General features: G+C 64.1%; 20 protein-coding genes. 14 read left to right on the top strand and 6 right to left on the bottom strand.

Features of this window, described 5'->3' with window-relative positions:
- Positions 1 to 60 precede the first annotated feature (60 nt).
- The 8 genes from AC50X5_RS13400 to AC50X5_RS13365 all read left to right on the top strand — a co-directional run bounded on the left by AC50X5_RS13400 (position 61) and on the right by AC50X5_RS13365 (position 10626).
- Entirely contained in the window at positions 61 to 1743 is a 1683-nt protein-coding gene (locus AC50X5_RS13400) for a DUF885 domain-containing protein (RefSeq protein ID WP_494976574.1), read from the top strand.
- A gap of 260 nt (positions 1744 to 2003) precedes the next feature.
- Positions 2004 to 3449, top strand: coding sequence for a dicarboxylate/amino acid:cation symporter (locus AC50X5_RS13395; protein WP_494976573.1), 1446 nt, complete (start codon positions 2004 to 2006; stop codon positions 3447 to 3449).
- 130 nt (positions 3450 to 3579) lie between these two features.
- Positions 3580 to 4260, top strand: coding sequence for a TetR/AcrR family transcriptional regulator (locus AC50X5_RS13390; protein WP_494976572.1), 681 nt, complete (start codon positions 3580 to 3582; stop codon positions 4258 to 4260).
- Between the two features lie 48 nt (positions 4261 to 4308).
- On the top strand, positions 4309 to 6834 hold the full coding sequence (locus AC50X5_RS13385) for an MMPL family transporter (RefSeq protein WP_494976571.1): 2526 nt from the start codon (positions 4309 to 4311) through the stop codon (positions 6832 to 6834).
- Positions 6835 to 6844: 10 nt separating this feature from the next.
- On the top strand, positions 6845 to 7477 hold the full coding sequence (locus AC50X5_RS13380; protein WP_494976570.1) for a Maf family protein: 633 nt from the start codon (positions 6845 to 6847) through the stop codon (positions 7475 to 7477).
- 127 nt (positions 7478 to 7604) lie between these two features.
- Positions 7605 to 9416: an acetyl/propionyl/methylcrotonyl-CoA carboxylase subunit alpha gene (locus AC50X5_RS13375; RefSeq protein WP_494976569.1), complete on the top strand. Its 1812-nt coding sequence runs from the start codon at positions 7605 to 7607 to the stop codon at positions 9414 to 9416.
- 15 nt (positions 9417 to 9431) lie between these two features.
- Complete coding sequence (locus AC50X5_RS13370; protein ID WP_493985170.1) at positions 9432 to 9860, top strand: YybH family protein; 429 nt, start codon at positions 9432 to 9434, stop codon at positions 9858 to 9860.
- Positions 9861 to 9894: 34 nt separating this feature from the next.
- On the top strand, positions 9895 to 10626 hold the full coding sequence (locus tag AC50X5_RS13365) for a glutamine amidotransferase (RefSeq protein ID WP_494976684.1): 732 nt from the start codon (positions 9895 to 9897) through the stop codon (positions 10624 to 10626).
- Between the two features lie 56 nt (positions 10627 to 10682).
- Here the strand turns inward: AC50X5_RS13365 and AC50X5_RS13360 are convergent, their stop codons facing one another.
- Entirely contained in the window at positions 10683 to 12095 is a 1413-nt protein-coding gene (locus AC50X5_RS13360) for an MFS transporter (protein ID WP_494976568.1), read from the bottom strand.
- A 120-nt stretch (positions 12096 to 12215) separates the two neighbouring features.
- On the bottom strand, positions 12216 to 12839 hold the full coding sequence (locus tag AC50X5_RS13355; protein WP_494976567.1) for an NAD(P)H-dependent oxidoreductase: 624 nt from the start codon (positions 12837 to 12839) through the stop codon (positions 12216 to 12218).
- Between the two features lie 113 nt (positions 12840 to 12952).
- Here AC50X5_RS13355 and AC50X5_RS13350 point away from each other — a divergent pair, with 113 nt between their 5' ends.
- The 4 genes from AC50X5_RS13350 (at position 12953) to AC50X5_RS13335 (ending at position 19282) form a co-directional block, all read left to right on the top strand.
- Positions 12953 to 13537 carry a TetR/AcrR family transcriptional regulator gene (locus AC50X5_RS13350; protein WP_494976566.1) on the top strand — a complete coding sequence of 195 codons (585 nt, stop codon included), beginning with the start codon at positions 12953 to 12955 and terminating at the stop codon, positions 13535 to 13537.
- Positions 13538 to 14035: 498 nt separating this feature from the next.
- Positions 14036 to 15451, top strand: coding sequence for an MFS transporter (locus AC50X5_RS13345; RefSeq protein ID WP_494976565.1), 1416 nt, complete (start codon positions 14036 to 14038; stop codon positions 15449 to 15451).
- A gap of 1 nt (position 15452) precedes the next feature.
- The gene (locus AC50X5_RS13340) at positions 15453 to 17726 is read left to right on the top strand and encodes a molybdopterin oxidoreductase family protein (protein WP_494976564.1); all 2274 of its coding nucleotides are present in this window, start codon (positions 15453 to 15455) and stop codon (positions 17724 to 17726) included.
- Positions 17723 to 19282, top strand: a complete 1560-nt coding sequence (locus tag AC50X5_RS13335) for an FAD-dependent oxidoreductase (RefSeq protein WP_494976563.1) — start codon at positions 17723 to 17725, stop codon at positions 19280 to 19282. The genes AC50X5_RS13340 and AC50X5_RS13335 overlap by 4 nt, the downstream gene beginning before the upstream one ends.
- Before the next feature lie 65 nt (positions 19283 to 19347).
- Here AC50X5_RS13335 and AC50X5_RS13330 read toward each other — a convergent pair whose 3' ends face one another.
- The 4 genes from AC50X5_RS13330 to AC50X5_RS13315 form a co-directional block, all read right to left on the bottom strand.
- The gene (locus AC50X5_RS13330; protein ID WP_494976562.1) at positions 19348 to 20070 is read right to left on the bottom strand and encodes a hypothetical protein; all 723 of its coding nucleotides are present in this window, start codon (positions 20068 to 20070) and stop codon (positions 19348 to 19350) included.
- A gap of 56 nt (positions 20071 to 20126) precedes the next feature.
- On the bottom strand, positions 20127 to 20312 hold the full coding sequence (locus tag AC50X5_RS13325) for a PspC domain-containing protein (protein WP_494976561.1): 186 nt from the start codon (positions 20310 to 20312) through the stop codon (positions 20127 to 20129).
- Positions 20313 to 20322: 10 nt separating this feature from the next.
- Complete coding sequence (locus AC50X5_RS13320; protein ID WP_494976560.1) at positions 20323 to 20583, bottom strand: hypothetical protein; 261 nt, start codon at positions 20581 to 20583, stop codon at positions 20323 to 20325.
- An 84-nt stretch (positions 20584 to 20667) separates the two neighbouring features.
- A complete protein-coding gene (locus tag AC50X5_RS13315; protein ID WP_494976683.1) occupies positions 20668 to 22083 on the bottom strand; it encodes an NAD(P)H-quinone dehydrogenase in 1416 nt (471 codons plus the stop codon).
- A 102-nt stretch (positions 22084 to 22185) separates the two neighbouring features.
- Here AC50X5_RS13315 and AC50X5_RS13310 point away from each other — a divergent pair, with 102 nt between their 5' ends.
- Both AC50X5_RS13310 and AC50X5_RS13305 read left to right on the top strand, forming a co-directional pair.
- Positions 22186 to 23004 (top strand): purine-nucleoside phosphorylase, encoded by an 819-nt coding sequence (locus tag AC50X5_RS13310; protein WP_494976559.1) that lies wholly within the window; start codon positions 22186 to 22188, stop codon positions 23002 to 23004.
- A gap of 105 nt (positions 23005 to 23109) precedes the next feature.
- Positions 23110 to 24885: a phospho-sugar mutase gene (locus AC50X5_RS13305; RefSeq protein ID WP_494976558.1), complete on the top strand. Its 1776-nt coding sequence runs from the start codon at positions 23110 to 23112 to the stop codon at positions 24883 to 24885.
- The last annotated feature ends 19 nt before the right edge of the window (positions 24886 to 24904 follow it).

The following is a 24904-nucleotide window of genomic DNA, read 5'->3' as shown; positions in this document are numbered from 1 at the left end:
GGCCCAGCTATTGGCGTGGCGGGCCTGCACAGGGGGATGCACCGCCATTAGTCTCGTTTTATGACTAACCCTGCTGCACCTGTTGCGCGCCCCCGGACACCTATTGACGCAGTCGCGGACCAGTACACAGACACGCTGATCAGGCTCAATCCGAGCTTCGCCACGGAGCTGGGTATTCCTGGCCGTGAGACTGAGTACCCCGATTACTCCCCCGCCGGAATTGCCGAACTGGCCAACGAGGCCCGGAAGACGCTCGCCGAACTGGACGGCCTGGCGCCGGCTGATGACGTTGACGCCGTTACCCTGGACGCCATGGGCGAGCGGCTGGGGCTCCTGCTGGAAATCCACGAATCCGGTTGGGATGCCGCCGACCTGAACAACATCGCGTCCCCCGCCCAGGAAATCCGTGCCATCTTCGACCTGATGCCAACGGAGACGCCGGAACACTGGGAGCACATCGCCGGCCGTGCCCACAATGTGCCCGCCGCACTGGCCGGGTACATTGCCGCCCTGAGATCCGGCAAGGAGGCCGGGCGGGTTTCCGCTGTACGCCAGGTGGAAACAGTTATTGAGCAGACGCGGAAATACGCCGCCGAGGATGGTTTCTTCACCAAGCTTGCTGCCCAGGCCCGAATCTCCGGACAGCCGTTACCTTCCGCTCTTCAGGAAACGCTCGACGCCGGCGCTGCCGCCGCCCGGAGTGCCTACGCTGACTTTGCCGGATTCCTTCGTGACGAACTCCTGCCGGTAGCCCCGGCCAAGGACGCTGTGGGCCGCGATCGTTATGCGCTGGCCTCACGCAACTTCCTCGGTGCCACGGTAGACCTGGAGGAAACCTACGCCTGGGGCGTGCAGGAGCTGCAGCGCCTGATCGACGAGCAGCAGGCCGTGGCAGAAGCCATCAAGCCAGGAGCCACCGTCGCCGAGGCAAAAGAAATCCTGGACAATGATCCCGCCCGCCGGCTTCAGGGCACGGCTGCACTCCAGGCCTGGATGCAGGAGCTCTCCGACAAGGCCGTAGCCGAACTGGCAGGCGTGCACTTTGACATCCCCGAACCAATGCAAACTCTTGAGTGCCGGATTGCTCCCACCGACGAGGGCGGCATCTACTACACAGGCCCCTCCGACGACTTCAGCCGACCCGGCCGGATGTGGTGGTCAGTCCCCGCCGGCGAAGACACCTTCACCACGTGGGCCGAGACCACCACGGTCTACCACGAAGGCGTTCCCGGCCACCACCTCCAGGTCGGAACAGCCACCTATCGCCGGGAACTGCTGAACAAGTGGCGGCGCAACGTCTGCTGGACCTCCGGGCACGGCGAAGGCTGGGCACTCTACGCTGAAAAGCTCATGCAGGAACTGGGCTACCTGTCCGATCCTGGCGACCACATGGGAATGCTCGACATGCAGCGAATGCGTGCCGCCCGGGTTGTCTTCGATATCGGCGTTCACCTTGAACTGGAGGTTCCTTCCGCCTGGGGCTCCGGAACCTGGACGCCGGAGAAGGGCTATGAGTTCCTCCGCGCCAACCTGCCCATCAGCGAAGGCCAGCTCAACTTCGAGTTCACCCGCTACCTCGGCTGGCCAGGCCAGGCCCCGTCCTACAAGATCGGCCAGCGGCTCTGGGAAGAAATCCGCGCCGAACTCGAAGCCCGCCCCGGCTTCAACCTCAAGGACTTCCACACCCGGGCGTTGAACATCGGGTCCGTAGGCCTAGACACCCTCCGACGGGCGTTGCTTTAGTCCCCTCTGCCGTTAGAGGGCCCGGAAGGCCCACACCTCTGCGTGCTGCTCCTTCGTCGCTTGACGCACGCTGCCGGATGCGTGACTTCCGGGCCCTAGCTGCAGCGAGACTTTTAACACACCCGCGCGGGGAATATCTTCATAAAAGTGGCTTGTGGTGGCTTTTTGCTGGGGAATTCACGTTGGGTCGGGCCTGGCCGGGCGTAACATTTCTCAACGTTCGTTAGTAGTGGTATGGGGGTTGGACCTAGCGTGTTCAGGTGAGCACATCAACCAGCACCCCTAAAAAACCGGGAACGTCCGGCTTCCAGTTGCCCAAGTGGGCCGGATCCTTCGGCGTCCAAATCATCGCGGCCCTGATTGTCGGCCTGGCCCTGGGCCTCCTGGCCAAGTACACCGGCAGCACCAAGGACGATCCCAACGCCCTCGGCGCAACCCTGCAGACCATCGGGTCCAGCTACGTCGCGCTGCTGCAGACCGCCGTCGTGCCCTTGATCTTCACCGCCGTCGTCAGTTCCATCTCCAACCTGCGTGAAGTCTCCAATGCGGCCCGCCTGGCCTGGAACACTCTGCTCTGGTTCGCTATCACCTCGCTGATTGCAGTGCTGATCGGTATTGGACTGGGCGTACTGCTCCAGCCGGGCGCCAACACCGGCATCACCAGCGAAGGCGACGCTCCCGGCAAGGTGGGCAGCTGGTGGGCCTTCCTCACCGGACTCTTCCCCAAAAACTTCCTGGGCCTGGGCGCAAGCACCACGGTCGCCGAAACCGGCGCTACCACCTCACTCAGTTTCAACGTCCTGCAGATCCTGGTCATCGCTATCGCCGTTGGCATTGCCGCCCTCAAGGTGGGCAAGGCTGCCGAGCCGTTCCTGAACTTCACCGCCTCGGCCCTGGCCGTTATCCAGAAGGTCCTGTGGTGGATCATCCGAATTGCCCCGCTGGGCACCGTCGGCCTGATCGGCAACGCGGTGGCCGTCTATGGCTGGGACACCATCGGCTCACTGGGCAAGTTCGCCATCGCCATCTACATTGGCCTGGCCCTGGTGCTGTTCGTGGTGTACCCGGTCCTGGTGCGCAGCCATGGACTGTCCGTCAAGCAGTACTTCACCGGCGTGTGGCCGGCAGTGCAGCTGGCCTTCGTCTCACGTTCCTCGATCGGCACGCTGCCGTTGACCCAGCGGGTCACCGAGCGCTCGCTGGGCGTGCCCCGCGCCTACGCCTCCTTCGCCGTACCGCTCGGTGCTACCACCAAGATGGACGGCTGCGCGGCAATTTACCCCGCGATCGCAGCTATCTTCGTGGCCCAGTTCTTCGGCATCCAGCTCGATTTCACCCAGTACCTGTTGATCGCACTGGTGTCCGTTCTCGGTTCAGCTGCTACTGCCGGAACTACCGGCGCCGTGGTGATGCTCACGCTCACGCTCTCCACGCTGGGGCTGCCGCTGGCCGGCGTCGGACTCCTGCTTGCCATCGATCCCATCCTGGACATGGGCCGCACCGCGGTGAACGTGGCCGGCCAGGCCCTGGTTCCGACCATCGTGGCGCGCCGGCAGGGCATCCTGGACGAAGCGCTTTACAACGCTCCGCGTAACGGCTCACCGTTCGTGGACGATGACGCTGATGCTTCAGAGCCGGCTGCCGGTCCTGGTGCCAGCACGGGTTCCGCTGCCTCGGGCCGCGAGCTGGCGGACGTCAAGGCCTAACCGAGCTATTGCGCAAAGGAAGTCCCCGGGAAGTTCCCGGGGACTTCCTTTTTCCGTTCCTGCTGATCCAGCAGGTCCCGCCAAACGTACAAACTTGCGCGTAGTGCAAAGTTGCACATAGTGTAAACATATGGACTCCGCCGCTCAGCCGCCGTCAGCAGCACCATCCCGGCGGGAACTTAACAAGGCCGCCACCCGCCAGGCCATCGCCACCGCTGCCCTGCACCTGCTGCGCAGCAAGGGCCACGGCAATTTCACCGCGGAGGACATCTCTGACGCTGCCGGCATTTCGCGGCGCACCTTCTTCAACTACTTCAACGGCATCGAAGCAGCGCTGGCATCGGTCGCCGACGGTTTCCTGGACAACGTCCTGGTCCGCTTCCGCTTGCGGCCGGCTGATGAGCCCATCCTTGAATCCGCCCGGGCAGCGCTGGCCGAGCTCGCCGACCCCATGACCGTCGCTCCCATCGCGGAGTTCCACAGCCTGGCCCAGTCCAGTCCAGGGATATTCCGCTCGGAGCTTGAGGCCTGGGATGCCTGCACCGTCCAGATCATTGACGCCATCCAGGATCGCCTGCGCGAATCGGGCGCCGAGGCGGACGACCTTTTCGTCCGCGCCCTGGCAAGCTCCGTCATGGGCTGCGGCAAGGCGGCGTTCGACACCTGGTTCGCCCGCTGCGGAGCTGACCTTTCCCCCGATTCGCTGGCAACTCTGCGCGCACTCCTGATCGAATCCATCAGCCTCCTGTCCGGCGGATTCACCACGCGTTCCGCCCCCGCTGGCCCCCGGGCCGCACCACGCGCCAGCTGACCACCAGCCCCTCCCCTTCGCCACCTTCCCGAAAAGAACGGCTCTGACATGGCACTCCTGCTTTATCGACTTGGCAAATTTTCCTACCGTCGCCGCTGGTTGGTCATTTCGCTCTGGCTTACCATCCTGGTGGCCGTCGGCGGGTCCGCCACGGCGTTCCACGGCACCATGTCCAACAACTTCCAGATACCCGGCACTGAAACCCAGCAGATGGCGGACAAGCTGAAGGAGGAGCTGCCGTCCGCCTCCGGCGGCTCGGCAAGCATCGTCTTTGAGGCGCCAGCCGGAGGTTTCACCGCGGAGAGCCGCGCCGCCGTCGCAGGCGCCCTGACTGAACTGGAAGCCCTTCCGGACGTTCGTGGCACCGTCAATCCGTTCACCACTCAGGAACAGTTGGACAGCGCGGTGATAACGATCGCGGACGGCGGGGCACAGATCGCGGCGGGGCAGGCCGAACTCGACGCCGCCAAGGCCCGGCTCGATGCCGGCGCGGCCCAGCTCGCGGCAGCCGAACAGCAGCTGACCGCCAGCGGAGCTCCGGCCGCGGTGATCGAAGCCCAGCTGGGCGGGCAGAGGGCCGCCCTTGCGGAAGGCCAGGCTCGATACGAAGCCGGAACTGCGGAGCTTGAGGCTTCGAAAGCCAAGCTGGAGCTGGGCAAGCGCCAGGCCGAAGCCAGCGCGGGGCTGCGTTTTGTCTCCGAAGACGGCATGGCGGCCATAGCGCAGGTCCAGTTCAACTCCTCCATCAACGGCCTTACGCCTGAGGTACGCCATGAGGTGCAGGAGATCGCACACAGCGTATCCGGGGCAGGCGTCACAGCCTTCGCATCCAAGGAAATTACGGAAGACATCTCCGAGCTTTTCGGTGCTGCTGAAATTATCGGCATCGTCATTGCGGCCCTGGTGCTCGTCATTATGCTGGGAACGCTAATCGCCGCCGGCCTGCCGCTGCTGATGGCGGTAGTCGGTGTGGCTGTGGGCGTGGGTGGCACGTTTGCCCTTTCCGGCGCCATCAGCATGAGCTCTATTTCCCCCATGCTGGGTCTCATGCTGGGCCTTGCCGTGGGCATCGACTATTCCCTGTTCATCGTCAACCGGCACCGGACGCAGCTCCTGGCCGGGATGGACCTCGAGGAGTCGGTGGCCCGCGCCACCGGCACGTCCGGAAACGCCGTCCTTTTCGCAGGTCTCACCGTCATCATCGCGCTGGCCGCCCTGGTGGTCCCCGGCCTTCCCTTCCTCGCAGTCATGGGCCTCTCCGCAGCCGCCACCGTGGCCGTAGCGGTAGCCGTGGCGCTGACGCTTACCCCTGCTGTGCTGGCGCTGCTGGGACGCCGCGTCGTGTCCAGGCGGGCGTGGGCCAGGGCCGAGGCCCATAACGCCGTTCCCGGCCATGCGAAGGAAGACCAGGCACGCGATGAAGCCCTCAGCACCCGCGGCTGGGGCGGCATCGTCACGCGTCATCCCGTCGTGGCACTGGTCGCCGGCGTGACCCTCCTGGCCACCATGGCGATTCCTGCCACGCAATTGCAGCTCGCCCTGCCCGACGGCGGGTCAGAGCCCGTGGACTCTGAGGCCTACCAGGCATACGAGCTCACTGCCAGGAGTTTCGGTGAAGGCATGACCGGACCCATCGTGGTGGTGGGCGAGTTCCCCGAAGGACTCGATGAGCCCGCAGCGCAGGATCTGCAATACGACGTCGCAGACCTTCTCCGCAGTCTGGACAACGTAGTGGCTGCAGCCCCCGTGGCATTGAGCGAAGACCGTCGGACGGCAGTGTTCCAGGTGATCCCCAGCGAGGGAGCAGCCAGTGAAAACACCGTTCAGGTGGTGGACGAACTGAGGGAACGCAACGCCGAGATCGAAGACGAGACGGGCGTCCACATCGGTTTGACCGGGCAGACGGCCGGCAACATCGACGTTTCCTCCAAGTTGGCAGACGCCCTTCCGCCCTACTTGCTGATCGTGGTCGGGCTGTCCCTGGTCCTGCTCCTGCTGGTTTTCCGGTCCGTTGTGGTTCCGTTGCTGGCCACCGGCGGGTTCCTCCTCTCCCTCGCGGCTGCCTTCGGTGGTGTGGTAGCCGTTTACCAGTGGGGCTGGCTGGGAGGGGTGTTCGACGTCGCCAATCCCGGTGCCGTGCTGAGCTTCCTGCCCATCATTGTGATAGGCGTGCTGTTTGGCCTGGCTATGGACTACCAGGTGTTTATCGCATCCGGAATGCGTGAGGCCTACGTCCATGGACAGCCGGCCAAACATGCCGTGCAGTTGGGCTTCCGGCATGCAGCCGCCGTGGTGACTGCTGCGGCGATCATCATGGTGAGCGTGTTCGCCGGCTTCATCTTCAGCCACCTGACCATGGTCCGGCCGCTTGGCTTTGCCATGGCCTTCGGGGTGCTGCTTGATGCCTTCGTGGTGCGGATGACCATTGTCCCGGCCGTGATGTACCTGCTGGGAGCCAGGGCCTGGTGGCTGCCGGGGTGGCTGGAGCGGATCCTGCCGGATGTGGACGTGGAGGGAGCCCGGCTCAGCCATCAACAGGTTCCCGCGGATTCCCAGCCCCAACGGGTCCACTAGGCTGTTTGACGTGACCCGGCTCATTCTCGCTTCCCAGTCCCCCGCCCGCACTAAACTGCTAACCGACGCCGGCATAGCCCACAGCGTGATGGTGTCCGATGTGGACGAGGACGCCGTCCAGGCGCGGTACGGGGTGACTGACCCGCATGACACCGCCCTCCTGCTGGCCAGGGCCAAGGGTGAAGCGGTGGCGGCGCTTCCGGAAGCGGATGGCGCCCTGGTGGTTGCCTGCGATTCGGTATTCGAGTTCGACGGCGAGGCACACGGAAAGCCGTACACGGCAGCTGTGGCGCGCGAACGGATGCTCAGGATGAGCGGGAGCGCAGGGGTCCTCCACACCGGGCACTGGCTGATTGACTGCAGGGACACCGGCTCCGGGCTCGGCTCCGGCGCCACGCTTGGTGCAGTTGCCTCGGCGGAGGTGGCCTTTGAAGACATGACTACAGCCGAAATCGACGCCTACATTGCCACCGGGGAACCGCTGCACTGCGCCGGCTCCTTCACCATCGACGGCTTGGGGGGCGCCTTCATCAGCAAGGTCGATGGCGATCCCCATGCCGTGGTGGGCCTCTCCATCTCCACCCTGCGCAGGCTGCTGGCCCAGGCCGGCGTCGGCATCACAGAACTGTGGACCTCCGCCTGAAGGGATCAATTCAGCTAAAGTTGTAGCTTCCCTACAAAGGATGACCGCTGCACGCGCGGATTCCGCAAGTAACATCGGCGGAACCCTCAAAATAGCGCTAGGCTCCCTGAAGAAAGAAGGAGACGCCTTGTCAGCAATTTCGGAGCAGTCCGGCCCCCAGGCACCATCAAAAATCACGAAGGTGCTGATCGCCAACCGCGGTGAAATCGCCGTCCGGATCATCCGGGCAGCACGCGACGAAGGCATCGCCTCCGTCGCCGTTTATGCAGACCCAGACCAGGACGCACTGCATGTACGTCTTGCTGACGAGGCGTACGCGCTGGGTGGCAGCACGGCCGCAGAGTCCTACCTCGTGATGGACAAGATTATCGACGCCGCTGTCCGCTCCGGCGCCGACGCCGTCCACCCGGGCTACGGTTTCCTGGCTGAAAACGCGCAGTTCGCAGCCCGGGTCATCGAGGCCGGCATCACGTGGATCGGCCCCTCCCCCGAAGCCATCTCCGCTCTGGGGGACAAGGTCCAGGCCAGGCATATCGCGGAAAAAGTGGGCGCTCCACAGGTTCCCGGCACTGCTGATCCGGTCGAATCCGCCGAGGAAATCCTGGCGTTCGTTGACAAGTTCGGCCTTCCCGTTGCCATCAAGGCGGCCTTTGGCGGCGGCGGCCGGGGCATCAAGGTGGCCCGCACCCGTGATGAAATCCCCGAACTGTTTGAGTCTGCCGTCCGCGAGGCCACGGCCGCCTTCGGACGCGGCGAATGCTTCATAGAACGGTTCCTGGACGCCCCGCGCCACGTGGAAACCCAGTGCCTGGCAGATGCGCACGGCAACGTCGTGGTGGTTTCCACGCGTGACTGCTCGCTGCAGCGCCGCAACCAGAAGCTTGTCGAAGAGGCTCCGGCCCCGTTCCTGACTGAAGAGCAGAACCGGTTGCTCTACGAGTCCTCAAAGGCCATCCTCAAGGAAGCCGGCTACCTCGGTGCGGGCACCTGCGAGTTCCTGGTGGGGCAGGATGGCACCATTTCCTTCCTTGAGGTCAACACCCGGCTTCAGGTGGAGCACTGCGTCTCGGAGGAAGTCACCGGGATCGACCTCGTCCGCGAGCAGTTCCGGCTGGCCCGTGGCGAGGAACTCGGCTATGACGATCCCGAAATCCGCGGCCACTCCTTTGAGTTCCGCATTACCGGGGAGGATCCGGGACGCAACTTCATGCCGGCGCCCGGAACGATCCGGACGCTTCGGAACCCGACAGGCCCCGGTGTCCGTATAGACTCCGGTGTTGAGCAGGGTGACGTGATCAGTGGCAACTTCGACTCCATGCTTTCCAAGCTGGTTGTCACCGGCGCCACCCGCCGCCAGGCCCTGGAACGCTCACGCCGTGCCCTTGAGGAAATGGTGGTGGAGGGCATCCCCACTGTTATCCCGTTCCACCTCGCCGTGGTCACCGACCCCGCCTTTGCGCCGGAAAGCGGCCCCTTCGCTGTCCACACCCGCTGGATCGAGACCGGATTCAATAACGTCCTTCCGGCCTGGACTCCGGAGGGGACCGCAGAAGCGGCAGACGCCGCAGATCGCCAGAGGATCGTCGTCGAGGTTGGCGGCAAGCGCCTTGAGGTGGTGCTTCCCGCATCGCTCAGTTCCCTGGCAATGGCCAGCCCAAGCGCAGCCAAGGCAGGGAAGTCCAAGAAGCGCACCCGCTCCGCCGGCCCCGCCGAAGCCGCCACTGGCAACTCCCTTGCGTCTCCCATGCAGGGCACCATCGTCAAAGTTGCCGTAGCCAACGGTGACGTTGTTGCCGAGGGCGACCTCGTGGTGGTGCTGGAAGCCATGAAAATGGAACAGCCGCTCACCGCCCACCGCGCCGGAACGATCACCGGCTTGAGTGCCATCGCCGGTGAAACGGTGGCTGCCGGTGCCGTCATTGCCACTATCGAAGACTAAGGCGGAGACCAGCACGTGCTTGCACCAAGTTTTGAAGAAGAAGTTGCCCGCTATCACGTGGCCATCCCGGAGATCATGCGGGGCAACCCGCAGGCCGTAAAAGAGCTCTATTCCCGGCTCGACGACGTCACCCTGGCCAATCCCCTGGGTGGGATCGCCCGTGGTTGGGCGCAGGTAGAGGCACGCCTTGACCAGGCGTCCCGCTACTACGCAGACGGCGAGATGCTGGGGTTTGAGACCATCACGGCGTATCACGCGCAGGACACCGCGTATCTGGTGGAGACTGAACATTTCCGTGCCCGGGTTGGCGCCGGCCAGGCGGAAGAGGAATTTGCCCTGCGGGTAACCAGCATCTTCCGGCGGGAAGAAGGCTTCTGGAAGCTGGCCCACCGTCATGCCGACACCAATGCCCATCCACAGGCACGACGCGCTACGGTTACCTAAGAGGCAGTCTCCCGACTGAAGGGTGGTGAGCAGGTTGTTGCCCTTTGTGCTGTTGGCTTCCCGCCCCGAGGAAGCCGCCGCGGACGAAGAATACGCGGCCTACCTGCGCTTTTGCGGACTGCAACCTAAAGAGTTGCTGCGCATCAGGCTCGACTCTGGCCCCATGCCCCGCCTGGACCTGGACACCGTCTCCGGCATCATCGTTGGCGGCAGCCCGTTTACCTCCAGCGATCCTCCGGAGTCCAAGTCGGCAACCCAGCAGCGGGTGGAGCGGGAGTTATCAGGGCTTCTGGACACGCTGGTCGCTGAGGATTTCCCGTTCCTGGGCGCCTGCTACGGAGTAGGGACCTTGGGCGCCCATCAGGGTGCGGTGATTGACAGGACCTTTGGCGAACCGCTGGGAGCCGTAGAGGTCAGGATCAACCACGACGGCGGCACCGACCCACTGCTGGCAGGCCTCCCCCGGGAGTTCAGCGCCTTCGTCGGCCACAAGGAAGCGTGCACCCGCCTTCCGGACCATGCAGTGCTGCTGGCGACGTCGGCGTCCTGCCCTGTCCAGATGTTCCGGATCAAACAGAATCTTTACGCCACCCAGTTCCACCCGGAACTTGATGCTGATGGCCTGGTGACCAGAATCCGGGTCTACCGGCACTCGGGGTACTTCGCCCCCGAAGCAGCCGAGGACCTGATCAGGGAAGCCAGGTTGAGCACAGTCACAGAGCCCATGAAAGTCCTGCGGAATTTTGTGGAACGCTACGCGAAGTAAAAATGCCCGGCATGTTTCCCAAGAAGGAACACGCCGGGCATCTTCAGCTGACCGGGTCAGGACACGTTGTTGGTGTAATCCAGGTCCCGGGTTTCCTTGCTGATGTACAGGGCAATCAGCGTCAGCACCGCCATGCTGGTCAGGTAGATACCGACCAGCACCGGACTGCCGTCAGCCAGCTCCCACAGGGCCACAGCGATGAACGGTGCAACAGCCGCGCCCAGAATACTGGAAACGTTGTAGCTGACAGCTGAGCCGGTATACCGCACGTTCGTGGGGAACAGTTCCGGCAAGAGTGCACCCATGGGACCGAAGGTCAGGCCCATCAGTGAGAAGCCGAGGACCAGCAGTGCCATGGTGCCCACGAATCCGCCACTGAACAGCGGCACGAACAGCAGGCCGAAGACAAAGATGCCAGCAGTGACGGCCATCAGCATCTTGCGGCGGCCGTACTTCTCGGCCAGCGGACCGGACACCAGGGTGAAGATACCAAAGAACACGACGCCGGCAATCAGCATCCAGAGGAAGTCGTTGCGGGTGTAGCCCAGGCCTGGCACGAAGGCAGCCGCAGCAGCCTCAGTCATCGGCTTGCCCGCCTTCTCGGCGGCCGCACGGGCGGCGTCCAGGGAAGCCGGACGGGTGCCGTACGTCAGCGTGAACGTGGTCATCAGGTAGAACAGCACATAGGTAGCCAGCATGATGAACGTGCCCAGGATGAGCTGGCGCCAGCTGGACTTGAAGACCCGGCCCAGCGGCAGCTTGGCTACTTCATTGGATTCAAGCACCTTGGTGAAAGCAGGAGTCTCAATCAGCTTGAGGCGCACGTACAGGCCGATGATGACCATCACCGCGCTCAGCAGGAACGGAACACGCCAGCCCCAGGACTCGAAGTCCGCCGGGGACAGTGCGTAGCTGAAGACCAGGAAGATGACGTTGGCGATGATGAAGCCGATGGGAGCGCCCAGCTGCGGGAAAGTCCCGTAGATGGCGCGCTTGTTGGCAGGAGCGTTTTCCGTGGCCAGCAATGCCGCGCCGCTCCACTCCCCGCCAAGGGCCAGGCCCTGGGCGAACCGCATGACCACCAGCAGCGCCGGCGCCCAGAACTCCCAGCCCGGAACCAGCGCCGTGGGCAGGCAACCGATGAGGAAGGTCGCAATGCCCATGGTCAGCAGCGATGCCACCAGGGTGCCCTTGCGGCCAAACTTGTCGCCGAAGTGCCCGAACACGATGGAGCCGAGGGGGCGGGCAACAAAAGCAACGCCAAAGACGGCGAAGGAGCTTAGCAGCTGAGTGGTTTCGTTCTGGCCCGGAAAGAACAGGCGCGGGAAAACAAGCACGGCGGCCGTGGCATAAACATAGAAGTCGTAGAACTCAACCGTGGTGCCGACCAGGCTCGCGACGATGACCCGCCCACGCGAGTTAACCGGCGCTGGCGTTCCCTGCCCGGCTGTCGTTTCAGTAGATGACATGAAAAACGCTTTCTTGACGTCAGGCCGGGCTGCTTCCGCTTTCCGGGCCGCAAATAGTTAGAGTTCAATATTAGTTCCCGCGGTCCAAGCTGCGGACAAAAAGTCCACTATGTGGACTCTTCAAGCGGAGGGTACAGCACTCAACGATGGCTGGCTCACTCTGATAGCGATGTCCCTGGCAAGCGAGCTCACCTCTTGGGCAATGACCGACCGCCCCTTTGTCTCGGACTCATAGAGGTAGGTGGTTAATCCACGTTTTGCCCCGCAGAAGTCTATGACGCCATGCTCAATCTGCCTGCTGATCGATGCTCGGTAGCCGTGCCGCTCATACGCACCAGCGTCACTTCCCGCGATGGGGACAAGGTGCACGGACAACCGGCCCAGCTTGGGCTTCAACGAACTCCCCTCGGGCTGTTCGAACGCCCATCCACTGACAAAGACACGGTCTATCCAACCCTTCAGCAGAGCCGGCATCGACCACCAGTAGACCGGGAAGACCAGGATGAGGTGATCAGCCCGATCGATTCGTTCCTGTTCGCTCACCACATCAACCGGCAACGTTGTCACCTGCTGGTACGACGAACGGTCTTCTTTAGTGAACCGCGGATCGAAGTTTTCCGCTGCAAGATCTGCCACCTCACTGGACATCCCGTAATAACCGAACGCGCTTTGCAGTTCCTTTGCGACGTAATGGGTCAACGAGTTCTGGTCCGGATGGGCAATCACGATCAGCGCTTTGGTCACTACATCTCCTGGTTGATTAGTCCGGGGCACCCTCATGGCCTCCAACCTACCATCGGTAGGTTACCAACAGTAGGTTAGTATCTGAAGATAGACCTAACGGGGTGAGGGGAAGCATGGCATCAGGAAAGATGCGCAAGGATGAACGGCGCGAACAGCTGATGAACGTCGCCTGGTCAGTCCTCGAGGACGGCGGAACCGACTCCCTGACTCTTGGCCGTCTTGCTGAGCGCGCTGGCATCACCAAACCCGTTGTGTATGACCACTTCGCCTCACGTTCTGCGCTGCTAATAGCTATGTACCTTGAGTTCGACGCCCTGCAGACGCAAAAGCTGGAGCGGTCCCTTGCGGACGCCGAGCCCACGGTGCGCGGTCAGGCAACGGCGATTGCTCAATCCCATGTGGAGTGCGTCATAGCGCACGGACGCCAACTGGCTGGAATCCTCGGTGCACTCGAAGGATCCCCCGACCTCGAACAGCTCAAACGTGATACCGAAGCGGCCTACATCGACCTATGCCGGAGTGCTCTAAACCCCTTCTCGGAAACCGGCAGGGTTCCAACCGCTTCCATGATCGCGATCGTGGGAGCTGCGGAGGCACTGGCTCAAGCCGCCGCACGCCAGTCCCTTCCAACCGAAGAAGCCATCGCCGGGCTCATCAACATCATCATTTCGATTCTCACCCACCCAGACAGTAGATAAGGGCCTGACAGCTGGTCTTTGCCGTCGTTGCGCAGGGAGCCTTCCTCTTTATGGCGCTGCTCGCAGGGCCTGCACTGACCGACGTCGGTCGGTCCCGGCACCGGGTCAAACCTGTTGAACCACGCATATACGCAATATCAGGTACCGATTTGGTTCGCCGCGTACTGAGTTCTGTGGGATGGAATCGGGTCATCCGGCAGTTGCGTCACTCGGAGAGCGGCGTTTCGGGACTGTCCCGCTTTCTCAGATGAACTGAGCAGTCATCTCTCCCACGTAATGGACCTCTGAGTTCAGGCGCGACGGCAAGTGCGCCAATCTGGCGTGCAGCTATCGCAGCCTCAATTCGCGCCTGCGGGTCGGCTGACTTCTAACATTGGGCCGAAGGCGCCGATAGGCAAATGTCACAGCACGTTAACAAACCGGGACCGTCCACGAAACGCCGGCTGCCTACCTTTGAGGAAACAACTTTTCCCAATCAATCCTCAAAGGAGGGACACCGTGACTGTTGATCGTGCCACCGAGTCAGCTACCGCGCCAGCCACAGGCGCAACCGTAGGCCACGTCCCCGCACTTGAATTCCGGCCGGGACGCTGGATCGCCAACTGGAACGCGGAAAACCACGAACAGTGGGAAACCGCAGGCCGCTCCATTGCGCGCCGGAACTTGAACTGGTCCATCTTCGCCGAGTTCCTGGGTTTTGTCGTCTGGCAACTTTGGTCGATTGTTGTTGTCCAGCTTCCGGCGGCGGGTTTCACTCTGTCCACGTCCGAGATCTTCTGGCTGATCTCCATGCCAAGCCTGGTAGGTGCCACGCTGCGCATTCCCTACACCTTCATGGTGCCCCGCTTCGGCGGCCGGAACTGGACCATCGTCTCGGCGCTCCTGTTGCTGATCCCGTCCATCGGGCTCGCCATCTGCGTTTCCAACCCTGACACCCCCTTTGGCACGCTCCTGCTGGTCGCGGCTCTGGCTGGCTTCGGCGGCGGCAACTTCGCCAGCTCCATGGCCAACATCACCTTCTTCTACCCGGCGCGCGAAAAAGGCTGGGCGCTGGGCCTGAACGCTGCCGGTGGCAACCTTGGTGCCGCCGTCGCACAGCTCGCCGTGCCGATCGTCATCACCCTCCTGGCCGCCGGTACCGTCAACCTGCCAATGGCCGGGCTGATGTGGGTACCGTTCATCCTCCTGGCCGCATTCGGTGCCTGGAAGTACATGGACAACCTCACCAACGCCAAGGGTGACGTGGCCGGCTCGGTGGCTGCGCTCAAGGAACCGCACCTATGGATCATGGCCCTGCTGTACATTGGCACCTTTGGTTCGTTCATCGGCTTCGCCGGCGTGTTCCCCAAGCTCATCAAGGACTATTTCCCCGATTTCTCCACCATCGGAGTGGGCACCGTGGCACTGTCGCTGGCGTTCCTTGGCCCGCTGGTGGGTTCCCTGGCCCGCCCCTATGGCGGCCGGATGGCCGACCGCATGGGCGGCGCCCGGATGACCGTGGCCGCCTTCGCCTCCATGGCAATCATCACGCTCACCATGATCTGGACCCTGCCAGTCAAGAACTTCTGGCTCTTCCTGTTCCTCTTCCTGCTGCTCTTCACCGCCAGCGGCTTCGGAAACGGTGCCACCTACCGCATGATTCCGATCATCTTTGCGACGTCCAGCCGGGCAGCACGCAACGGTGCAGACTCAGTGGCTACCCAGCGCCTGGCATCATCTGCCCTGGGCCTGATTTCCGCAATCGGCGCCTACGGCGGGTTCGTTATTCCCCAGGTACTCAACGCTTCCAACTCCGCCAGCGGCTCCTACACCCCAGCTTTTTACGGATTCGTCGGCGCCTACATCCTGATGCTGACCGTGTGCTGGGCCTGCTACATCCGCAATGCCAGCCGAAACGCGATGGGACACGTCTAACATGGCCAAAAGCGCCGCCACGCACTGCCCTTACTGCGCCTTGCAGTGCGCCATGACGCTGACGTCCACCAAGGCGCTGACCCCGGCCGCACAGCCGGGGTCAGCGCCCGTTGCGGGAGTTTCCACTAGCGACCCGGTTCCCGCCGCGCCTCCGGTGTTGTTGGAGGTCACCGGACGCGAATTCCCCACCAACCGCGGCGGCCTCTGCCGCAAGGGCTGGACCTCCGCCAGCCTGTTGAACCATCCCGGCCGGGTCACCGAGCCACTGCTTCGCGGCGCCGACGGCGTCCACCGTCCCATCGGCTGGGACCAGGCTCTGGCCCTGGTCACGGACCAGGTCCAAAGAACCCAAGCCTTCTACGGAGCCGATTCCGTAGGTGTATTCGGCGGCGGTGGCCTCACCAATGAAAAGGCGTACCTCCTGGGCAAGTTCGCCCGTGTTGCCCTTGGCACCTCAAGGATCGATTACAACGGCCGGTTCTGCATGTCTTCGGCAGCAGCCGCGGGCATGCGCGCCTTCGGGGTGGACAGGGGCCTGCCCTTTCCACTCGCAGATCTGGGAACTGCCAGTACCATTCTGATCCTTGGCTCCAACGTGGCAGAGACCATGCCGCCCTTCGTCCAGCACCTGCAGGGCGCCCGCGACAACGGCGGCCTGATCGTAGTGGATCCCCGCCGTTCCGCTACAGCCGCCTTCACGGCCGACGGCGGCGGCCTCCATCTGCAGCCTCTTCCCGGAACTGACCTCACCCTCCTGCTGGGCATCAGCCACGTGGTGATCCATGAAGGCCTCAGTGACTCCAGCTACCTCCAGGAGCGCACCTCCGGCCATGACGCCGTCGTCCGCAGTGTGAACGCCTTCTGGCCGGAACGGGTGCAGTCCCTCACCGGAGTGCCTGCCGACCTTATCCGCGAGGCCGCGCGCAGGCTGGCTGCCGGCACCCGCCAAGGCGGCAGCTATATCCTCACCGGCCGTGGCGTGGAACAACACATTGACGGCACCGACACCGCGACCGCCGCCATCAACCTCAGCCTGCTGCTGGGCCTTCCCGGTTCCGCCCGCAGCGGCTACGGCACCCTCACCGGCCAGGGCAATGGCCAAGGTGGCCGCGAGCACGGGCAGAAAGCCGATCAGCTCCCCGGCTACCGTAAAATCACAGACCCCGCGGCGCGTGCGCATATGGCTGCCGTCTGGGGTGTTCCGGAGGAGAGCATTCCCGGTCCCGGCCTCCCGGCAGTCCAGCTCCTGCAGTCACTGGGAAAGCCCGACGGCGTCCGCTGCCTTTTTGTGCACGCCTCCAATATCGCTGTGGCCGCCCCGGACGCCAATGCCGTAATCGCCGGACTCCGCAGCCTGGACTTCCTGGTGGTGTGTGACTTTTTCATGTCCGAGACTGCCGCTGAAGCCGATCTGGTGCTCCCCGTCCTGCAATGGGCCGAGGAGGAGGGCACTCTGACCAACCTTGAAGGCCGGGTTCTCCGGCGCCGGCGTGCCATCAAACCCCCTGCCGGTGCGCGCAGCGAACTCTGGATCATGGCCCGGCTTGCCGAGGCCCTCGACGCGCCTTCCACCTTCAGCGAGGACCCGGAAACGGTCTTCGAGGAACTCCGGATGGCATCCGCCGGCGGCCTGGCTGACTACTCGGGCATCAGCTACGACAAACTTGACCGCGGCGAGGCGGCCTACTGGCCCTACCCGGCCGGCAGCAGCGGAACGCCCCGGCTGTTCGTGGAGTCCTTCGCCCATGCGGACGGCAGGGCGGTGCTCACCCCGGTGACTCCCCGGCGTCGCACTGCAGTTTCCGGTACGGGTTCCGCACCTGCCGCGGCTGAAACGGCTGCCGGAACTGCCGCCGGCACAACGGCCATCGGCAAGTCCATGACTCTCATCACCGGGCGGCTGCTGGAGCACTACCAGTCGGGCTCGCAAACACGGCGGGTGGCCGATCTGCTGGCCGCGAGGCCCGAAGCCACCGTGCAGATCCATCCGGCTGCCGCAGCGGGGCTCGGCATCACCGAGGGTGCCTACGTCTCCATTGCGAACACACGCGGCGAGGTGCTGTGCAAGGCCGAACTCAGCACGGCCATCCGCCAGGAAACCGTCTTCCTGCCCTTCCACTTCCCTGAACTGGAAAGCGCCAACCGGCTCACCGAGGCCGCCACGGATCCAATCTCCGGAATGCCGGAGTTCAAATTCAACACCGTCCACGTCAGGCTGGCAGCAACTCAATCAGCCGCACCGGACCGCGTTCCCGCAACGATGGAGGCGTCATGACCGAACAGATTGTGGTGGTGGGCTTTGGGCCTGTGGCCGCCCGGCTCGTGGACGAACTGCTCCCGGGCGTCCGCGACGGCAGCGTTACCCTCACGGTGATTGGTGAAGAACCAGTGGCTGCCTATAACCGGGTCCTGATCGGTTCCGTTGGTGTAGGGCACACCACCGCCGACACCCTGGCCCTTGCCGATGCCGAGGCCTTGGCTGCGGACGGTGTTGACGTTCGGCTGGGCGTCCACGTCCGGCGAATCGACCGTCCCCGGCAACGGGTACTGCTGATGGATGGCTCAGAAGTGCACTTTGACCGGCTGGTCCTCGCCACCGGCTCACGGCCCGTCATTCCGAATCTGACCGGCATCAACCCCGATCCCGCCCACCCGGTGCTCCCCGCCGGTGTTACGGCACTGCGCGATCTCCGCGATGCCGGGCAGCTCCGCCAGGCCGTCGAGGGCCACAGGCGTGTGGTGGTGCTGGGCGGTGGCGTACTGGGACTGGAGATTGCCTTGGCAGCCGCCGAGGAGGGCGCCACCGTCACCGTGGTCCACAACGGCCCCCACCCCTTGGGCCGCAACATCGACCGCGGCGGCGGTTCCGTGCTGGCCAGCAGTCTTCGCCGCTGCGGCGTACGGATTGCAGGCAATGCCCGTTCCACCGGAGTGGAACACAACGCGGCCGACGGCGGCTTCTCGGCACTGCTGCTCGATGACGGTTCCGCCATCGACGGAGATCTCCTGGTGCTGTCGTGCGGGGTACGGCCCCGGACAGAACTGGCCGAGGGTGCCGGGCTGAGCACCGGCACCGGCATCCTGGTGGACCACCAGCTCAAGGCCCACCACGAACCGCACATCTTCGCGATTGGCGACTGCGCCGAGGTCCGCTGCACCGACAAGTCCTGTATCGAATGCCGCAGCGCCACCGGGCCGCTGGGGCTTGTAGGCCCGGGTTGGCGGCAGGCCGAATGGCTCGCGGAGCATCTGTTGCTGCTTGCCGGCAGCAATCCGGCGGCGGCCGAGACCCAGCCTCCCCTGCCGCAGGAACTTCCCGGCGTGATCGTCCTGAAGGCCAACGGCATGAACCTCGCCGTCGCAGGCAGCAACAACGCCGAGCCGTGGGACGAGGAGGCACTCACCGCCGGCGTGGGACATGGCCGCGAACGCCTCCAGGTGGCCCAGTGGGCCGACCCCGAGCACGGCCGGTACGTCAAAATGACCACCCGCGGCGGCGTGCTGGAAGGCCTGGTCGCAGTAGGCATGCCAAGGACCGCCGCGGAACTGGTTGGATTGTTCGAACGGCGCTCCGAGCTTCCCGCTGACCGGTCCCTGATGCTGCGGCTGGACGGGCCGGACCAGCTTGCGGATAGCGGCCCCCGCGATCCCAACGGTACGGTGTGCCGCTGCGCAGGAGTCAGTGGCGCAAGCATCCGCAACGCCCTGGAAGAAGGTTGTGCCAGCGTTGCAGAGGTGTCCAAGGCAACACGCGCCGGAACCGGCTGTGGCGGCTGCCACGACGACATCAAGGCAATGATCGAGCAGCACTTCCAGGCAGCCGTCGCCTGAACCGGCGGCCCGACCACTCGCTACCGAACCACTCGCTACCGAACCACTCGCTACCGAACCACTCGCTACCGAACCACTTCGTGGTGGTGCGGATCCAACTGGTCAAACAGCGACGAACCGATGATAAAAATGCCCCTCTGCGGAATCCAGAAGTCACCCAGCCGGTCCTGCAGTGCAAGCGGGGATGGTGTGCCCAGGTCCTTACCATCAAGCCTTGCCGTCGAGGATGAAACGAGCCAGATGCGCAGTGGGCGGGCCTGGAACGATTGCCGGTTGGGAACTTTGCCGGTCAGCCCGATCTTCCCCGCCTGCAGCAGGGGCCCGGCCATCAACCCCATGGCGCTGAGAAACATACTGTTCTGCCAGAGCTTCTCCGGTACGGCGCTGCAAGCTCCGGACAGCAGCCGCGTGACGGACGTTTCGGACAGGCCAACGTCCCAGGTGAGCTCCGCAGGACCTTCCACGCGGACGGTGAAAGACGCCGGCCCGTTCCACCGGATGGACACCTGCGCCACCGGTGACCGCTCAAGTCCGCTACTGAAATAGCGCGCACAGGAGAGCTCAGGTGCCACAGTGCTGACAATGGACCACTTGCCTGCCGGGTCCCGGAGCCATACGGAGGTGTAGGCGGGTCCGACTGAGGAGCGGTCAAAACGGCGCAGTGCCAGGATGTAGCCGGTACTGAAGGTTACGCCCATGATGCCGTAGCCGGCGAACCGCTCCCTGGGCCCTCCCGGCAGAACACCATCGCGCTCCGCAGCATTTACCACCGTTTGGGGACTCTCCATGGCCAACCTCCGCAGTTGGCATCAGTGTAAGCCTGCCAGGGGCTGAAAGAAATGCCCTATAGCGGGGCCTTGGGGATCATGATCCACAGCGCTATGTAGACCAACTCGCCGATGCCCACCAAACCAAAAATCAGAAAGCCCAGCCGCACCAGGAACTTAGGCAGCCCGAAGCGGGCCGCAAGGGCTGCGCAAACCCCTGCGAGAATTTTGCCGTTGCGGGGCCGTACCAGTGCCGTCGTCATAGCCGTTGTCCTAGCTTCCCGGGCCTGCGGAGGTATGCGGACTGAACTCTCCGTTCGCCACGGCGTCCGCATACTCCGATAGGTCCGGACCCGGCTTGAAATCGACGAACTGGTCTTTCAGCCTCTCAAAGAGGAACTTATAAATTTCCTCGCGGTCGGCTCCGGCCATGGTTTCTGCTGCTGTGCTGACCGCCTCCTGGAGCGCACGGTCTGCATCGAGCAGTATTTTTTCCCGGGCCTGCTCGTTCCATTTCACATCGTTGAGTTCCATGGTTCCTCCTTGCATCGGTACCCATGACCAGCCGGTCCTGCGAGGAGTCTATGCATGCGCGCCCGCGGGGTCCAGACTTCCGCCCTATAAGCGCACGTGCAGGCGCCTGGCCGCTTCCGAAATGGAGCCGGTCAGGGACGGGTAGACGGTGAAGGTGCTGGCAAGGTCGTCCACATGGAGTTTCTGTTTGACGGCAATGGCGATCGGGAAGATCAGCTCGGACGCGTTGGGTCCTACCACCACGCCGCCGATCACCGTCCCGGAACCCTTACGGGCGATGATCTTGATGAAGCCATCGCGGTGGTTGCGCATTTTGGCGCGGGCGTTACTGCGCAGGGATAGCTTGATGATGTCGCCCTGGTACCTGTCGGAAACCACGTCGGCCTCCGAGACGCCCACAGAAGCGATCTCCGGCGACGTGAAAATGTTCGAAGCCACCTGATGCAGCTTGATAGGGGTGACGGTGTCGCCAAGGATATGGGCGATCGCGATCCGGCCCTGCATAGCGGCCACGGAGGCGAGCTGCAGCACGCCGGTACAATCGCCGGCCGCATAGATGTTGGGGGCGGTAGTTCGGGAAACGCCATCCACCTTCACATGTCCGCTGTCGGACAATGCAACGCCCGCCTCTTCCAAGCCAATGCCGGCCGTGTTGGGAATGGAACCGACGCAGACCAGGCAGTGGCTGCCCGTCACGGTCGAGCCATCGCTGAGGGTCACCACAACGCCGTTATCGGTGCGTTCGACGGTCTCTGCCCGGGACTCGGACAGGACCCGCACGCCGCGGCGTTCGAATACTTCCTCCAAAACCTCGGCCGCATCCACGTCCGAACCGGGCAGCACGCGCTCACGGCTGGAAATCAAGGTGACCTTGGAGCCCAGTCCGTTATAGGCGGAGGCGAACTCGGCCCCGGTGACGCCGGAGCCCACCACAATGAGTTCTTCCGGTAATTCATCCAGGTTGTAGATCTGTGCCCAGTTCAGGATGCGCTCGCCGTCCGGCCGCGCGGTGGGCAGTTCACGTGGGTGGGCGCCCATGGTCAGGAGGATGGCGTCCGCCTCGACCGTCTCCACGCCGTCTGCGGTCAGGACCTCGATCGTGTGGTTGTCCAGCAGTTTGCCGGAGCCGATCAGGATGCGGACATTCTGGAGCACCAATGCATCGTGGATGTCGCTGGACTGCTTGCGGGCCAGGTTCAACAACCGGTGGTTGATGTGCTTGAGGTCTGCCCGCATGACAGGTACAACGTCGCCGCCATCGACGTCAAACTTCACGCCCAGCTCGCCGGCCTCTGCCACGCGCGTCATCAGGTCTGCTGTGGCAATGAGTGTCTTGGAGGGGACCACGTCAGTCAGCACAGCAGAGCCACCCAGGCCTGCCCGTTCGATGATGGTGACCTGCGCTCCCAGGGAGGCTGCGACCATGGCTGCTTCGTATCCACCCGGGCCACCGCCCAGGATTGCGATCCGGGATGGGCTGAAATCAGGATGCGTAGTCACAATCATCCATTCTCTCCTATGGCCCGCCCAGCACCAAGAATCCGGCTAAGGGAGTCAGGCCTCCTGCTGGGCACAGCGCCGGCGGCACGGTAGCTTATACCCGTGAGTAATACAGAGTTCCTCAAAACGGATCCTTTCGAAGCCGCCCGCGCCGCCGCCGAATACATCGCCGAGGAAACGGGAGTGGACCAGCACGACGTCGCCCTGGTCCTGGGTTCCGGCTGGAGCGGGGCTGCCGGTCTTATCGGTGACACCACCGCAACCCTGTCCGCCGACGAAGTTCCCGGTTTCCATGCCCCTGCCGTTGCCGGACACGTCGGCACCATCAGTTCCGTGCTCACCCAGGACGGCAAGCGGGCCCTGGTACTGGGCGCACGCACGCACTACTACGAAGGCAAGGGTGTCCGCGCTGTGGTCCACGGCGTCCGCACTGCAGCAGCTGCCGGTTGCAAAACCCTGGTGCTCACCAATGGCTGTGGCGGCCTGAACGAGCAGTGGAAGCCCGGTACGCCCGTACTGATCAGCGACCACATCAACCTCACCGCCACCTCGCCGCTGGAAGGCGCCACGTTTGTGGATCTCACGGATCTGTACTCCTCCCGCATCCGCGCCCTTGCGCGGGAGGTAGATCCCACCCTGGCCGAAGGGATTTACGCCCAGTTCAGCGGCCCGCACTACGAGACACCTGCCGAAGTGCAGTACGCCAAGCGCATCGGGGCAGACCTCGTCGGTATGTCCACAGCGCTGGAGGCAATTGCCGGGCGCCACGCGGGCATGGAAGTTTTCGGTATCTCCCTGGTCACCAACCTTGCTGCGGGAATCAGCCCCGTTCCGCTGAGCCACGAGGAAGTGCTCGACGCCGGCAAGGCTGCTGGTGCGCGGATTTCCAAGCTGCTGGCGGAGATCATCGGCCGGCTCTAGCGTTTTCTGCAGCCAGCAACAAGACATCAGCAGACGGACGTCACCATGTGGCTGCCCGGCGGTGGCCGGACGGCTACCCGTCCCCAACGACGATAGCGTGGTCCCATGACTTCTTCCGATGCCGACTCTCTCCTGATCGGCGCAGCCCGCGACTGGGCTGCCCAGGATCCGGATCCGCAGACCGCCGCGGAGCTCCTTGAACTGATCCCGAGGGCGGAGCGTGGTGAGCCGGCCGCCGCCCAGGAACTGGCGGACAGCTTCAACGGCACGCTGGAATTCGGCACAGCCGGACTCCGCGCCGCCCTGGGACCCGGGCCCAACAGAATGAACCGTGTGGTGGTGCGCCGGGCTGCCGCCGGGCTCGCGGCGTTCCTGACCGATGCAGTTGCCGCCGCGTGGCCCGGAAGCCGGCCGCGCGCCGTCGTCGGCTATGACGCCCGGCACAACTCCGACGTTTTCGCTGCGGAGACTGCCGCGATCTTCACCGCCGCCGGTATCGAAACGTTCCTGATGCCCTCGGCGCTGCCCACTCCCCTGCTGGCGTTCGCGGTACGGGAACTGGACTGCGACGGCGGCGTGATGGTGACCGCAAGCCACAACCCTCCGCAGGACAACGGCTACAAGGTATACCTGGGCCGCCACGCCGTGGAGGAGAACGGCAGGGGTGCCCAGATCGTCACACCGTACGATACCCGGATTGCGGCAAGAATCAGTGCCGTGGGCAGCCTGGAGTCGATCCCGCTCGCCCGCGACGGGTGGACCGTGCTGCACCCCTCCATCGTTGAGGACTACCGGCTCTCGGTCGCCACACTGGCCATGCCGTCCACCTTCCCGGCCCGGGACCTGCGGATCGTGCTCACTCCCATGCACGGCGTAGGCGGTGAAACCGCGGTAGCCACACTGGCTGCCGCGGGTTTCAATGATGTCACCCTGGTGAGGGAGCAGGCCCTGCCGGATCCGGACTTCCCTACCGTAAGCTTCCCCAATCCGGAGGAACCCGGCGCCTTGGACCTGGCACTGGCCGAAGCGGAGCGGCTGGATGCGGACATTGTCTTGGCCAACGACCCCGATGCGGACCGGGCGGCCGTTGCCGCCAAGGACCCGGAGAGCGGCGAATGGCGGATGCTCCGAGGTGACGAGGTAGGCGCACTGCTCGGCGCCCACATTGTTGCGCGACTGGCCGCCCTCCGTGGCGAATCCGGTGATGGCGAGGCAGGCATCTCTGGCGAGTCCGGGGTCTCCGGAGTTTTCGCCAGTTCCATTGTTTCCTCCCGGCTCCTGGCCCGCGTGGCCGCAAATGCAGGCATCGCCCACCAGGAAACCCTTACCGGTTTCAAATGGATTTCCAGGGTTCCCGGGCTGCTCTACGGTTACGAAGAAGCCCTTGGCTACTGCGTGGCACCGGATCTGGTGCGGGACAAGGACGGGATTTCGGCCGCGCTGCTGGTCGCGGAACTGGCGGCGGCAGCCAAAGCGGAGGGCCGGACCATGTTCGACACCCTCGACGCCCTGTACCTGGTCCACGGCCTGCACGCCAGCGATCAGCTCAGTATCCGTGTGGGCGACCTGGGACTGCTGGATGCCATGATGAACCGCTTGCGGGTGAGCCCCCCGGAGTCCTTCGCGGGCTCGGCCGTGGAGGTTTCAGTGGATCTCGCGGAGGGCAGCGGTGACCTGCCGCCCACAGACGGCCTGCTGTATGTGACGCGCGACCTGACCCGCGTGATCATCAGGCCCAGTGGCACCGAGCCCAAGCTCAAGTGCTACCTCGAGGTCATCCAGGGTGTGGAATCGGCCGCGGAACTGCCCGCAGTACGGTTGAGTGCCAGGGCTTCCCTGGATGCGGTGCTCGCCGATGTCCGTGAGGCCCTGGGGCTCTAAAGCCGCACAACGGCGCCCA

The organism is Pseudarthrobacter sp. MDT1-40-2 (genome assembly GCF_059383595.1).
Note: the sequence above shows the minus strand (reverse complement) of the source record. Positions and strands in the feature narration are given on the sequence as shown.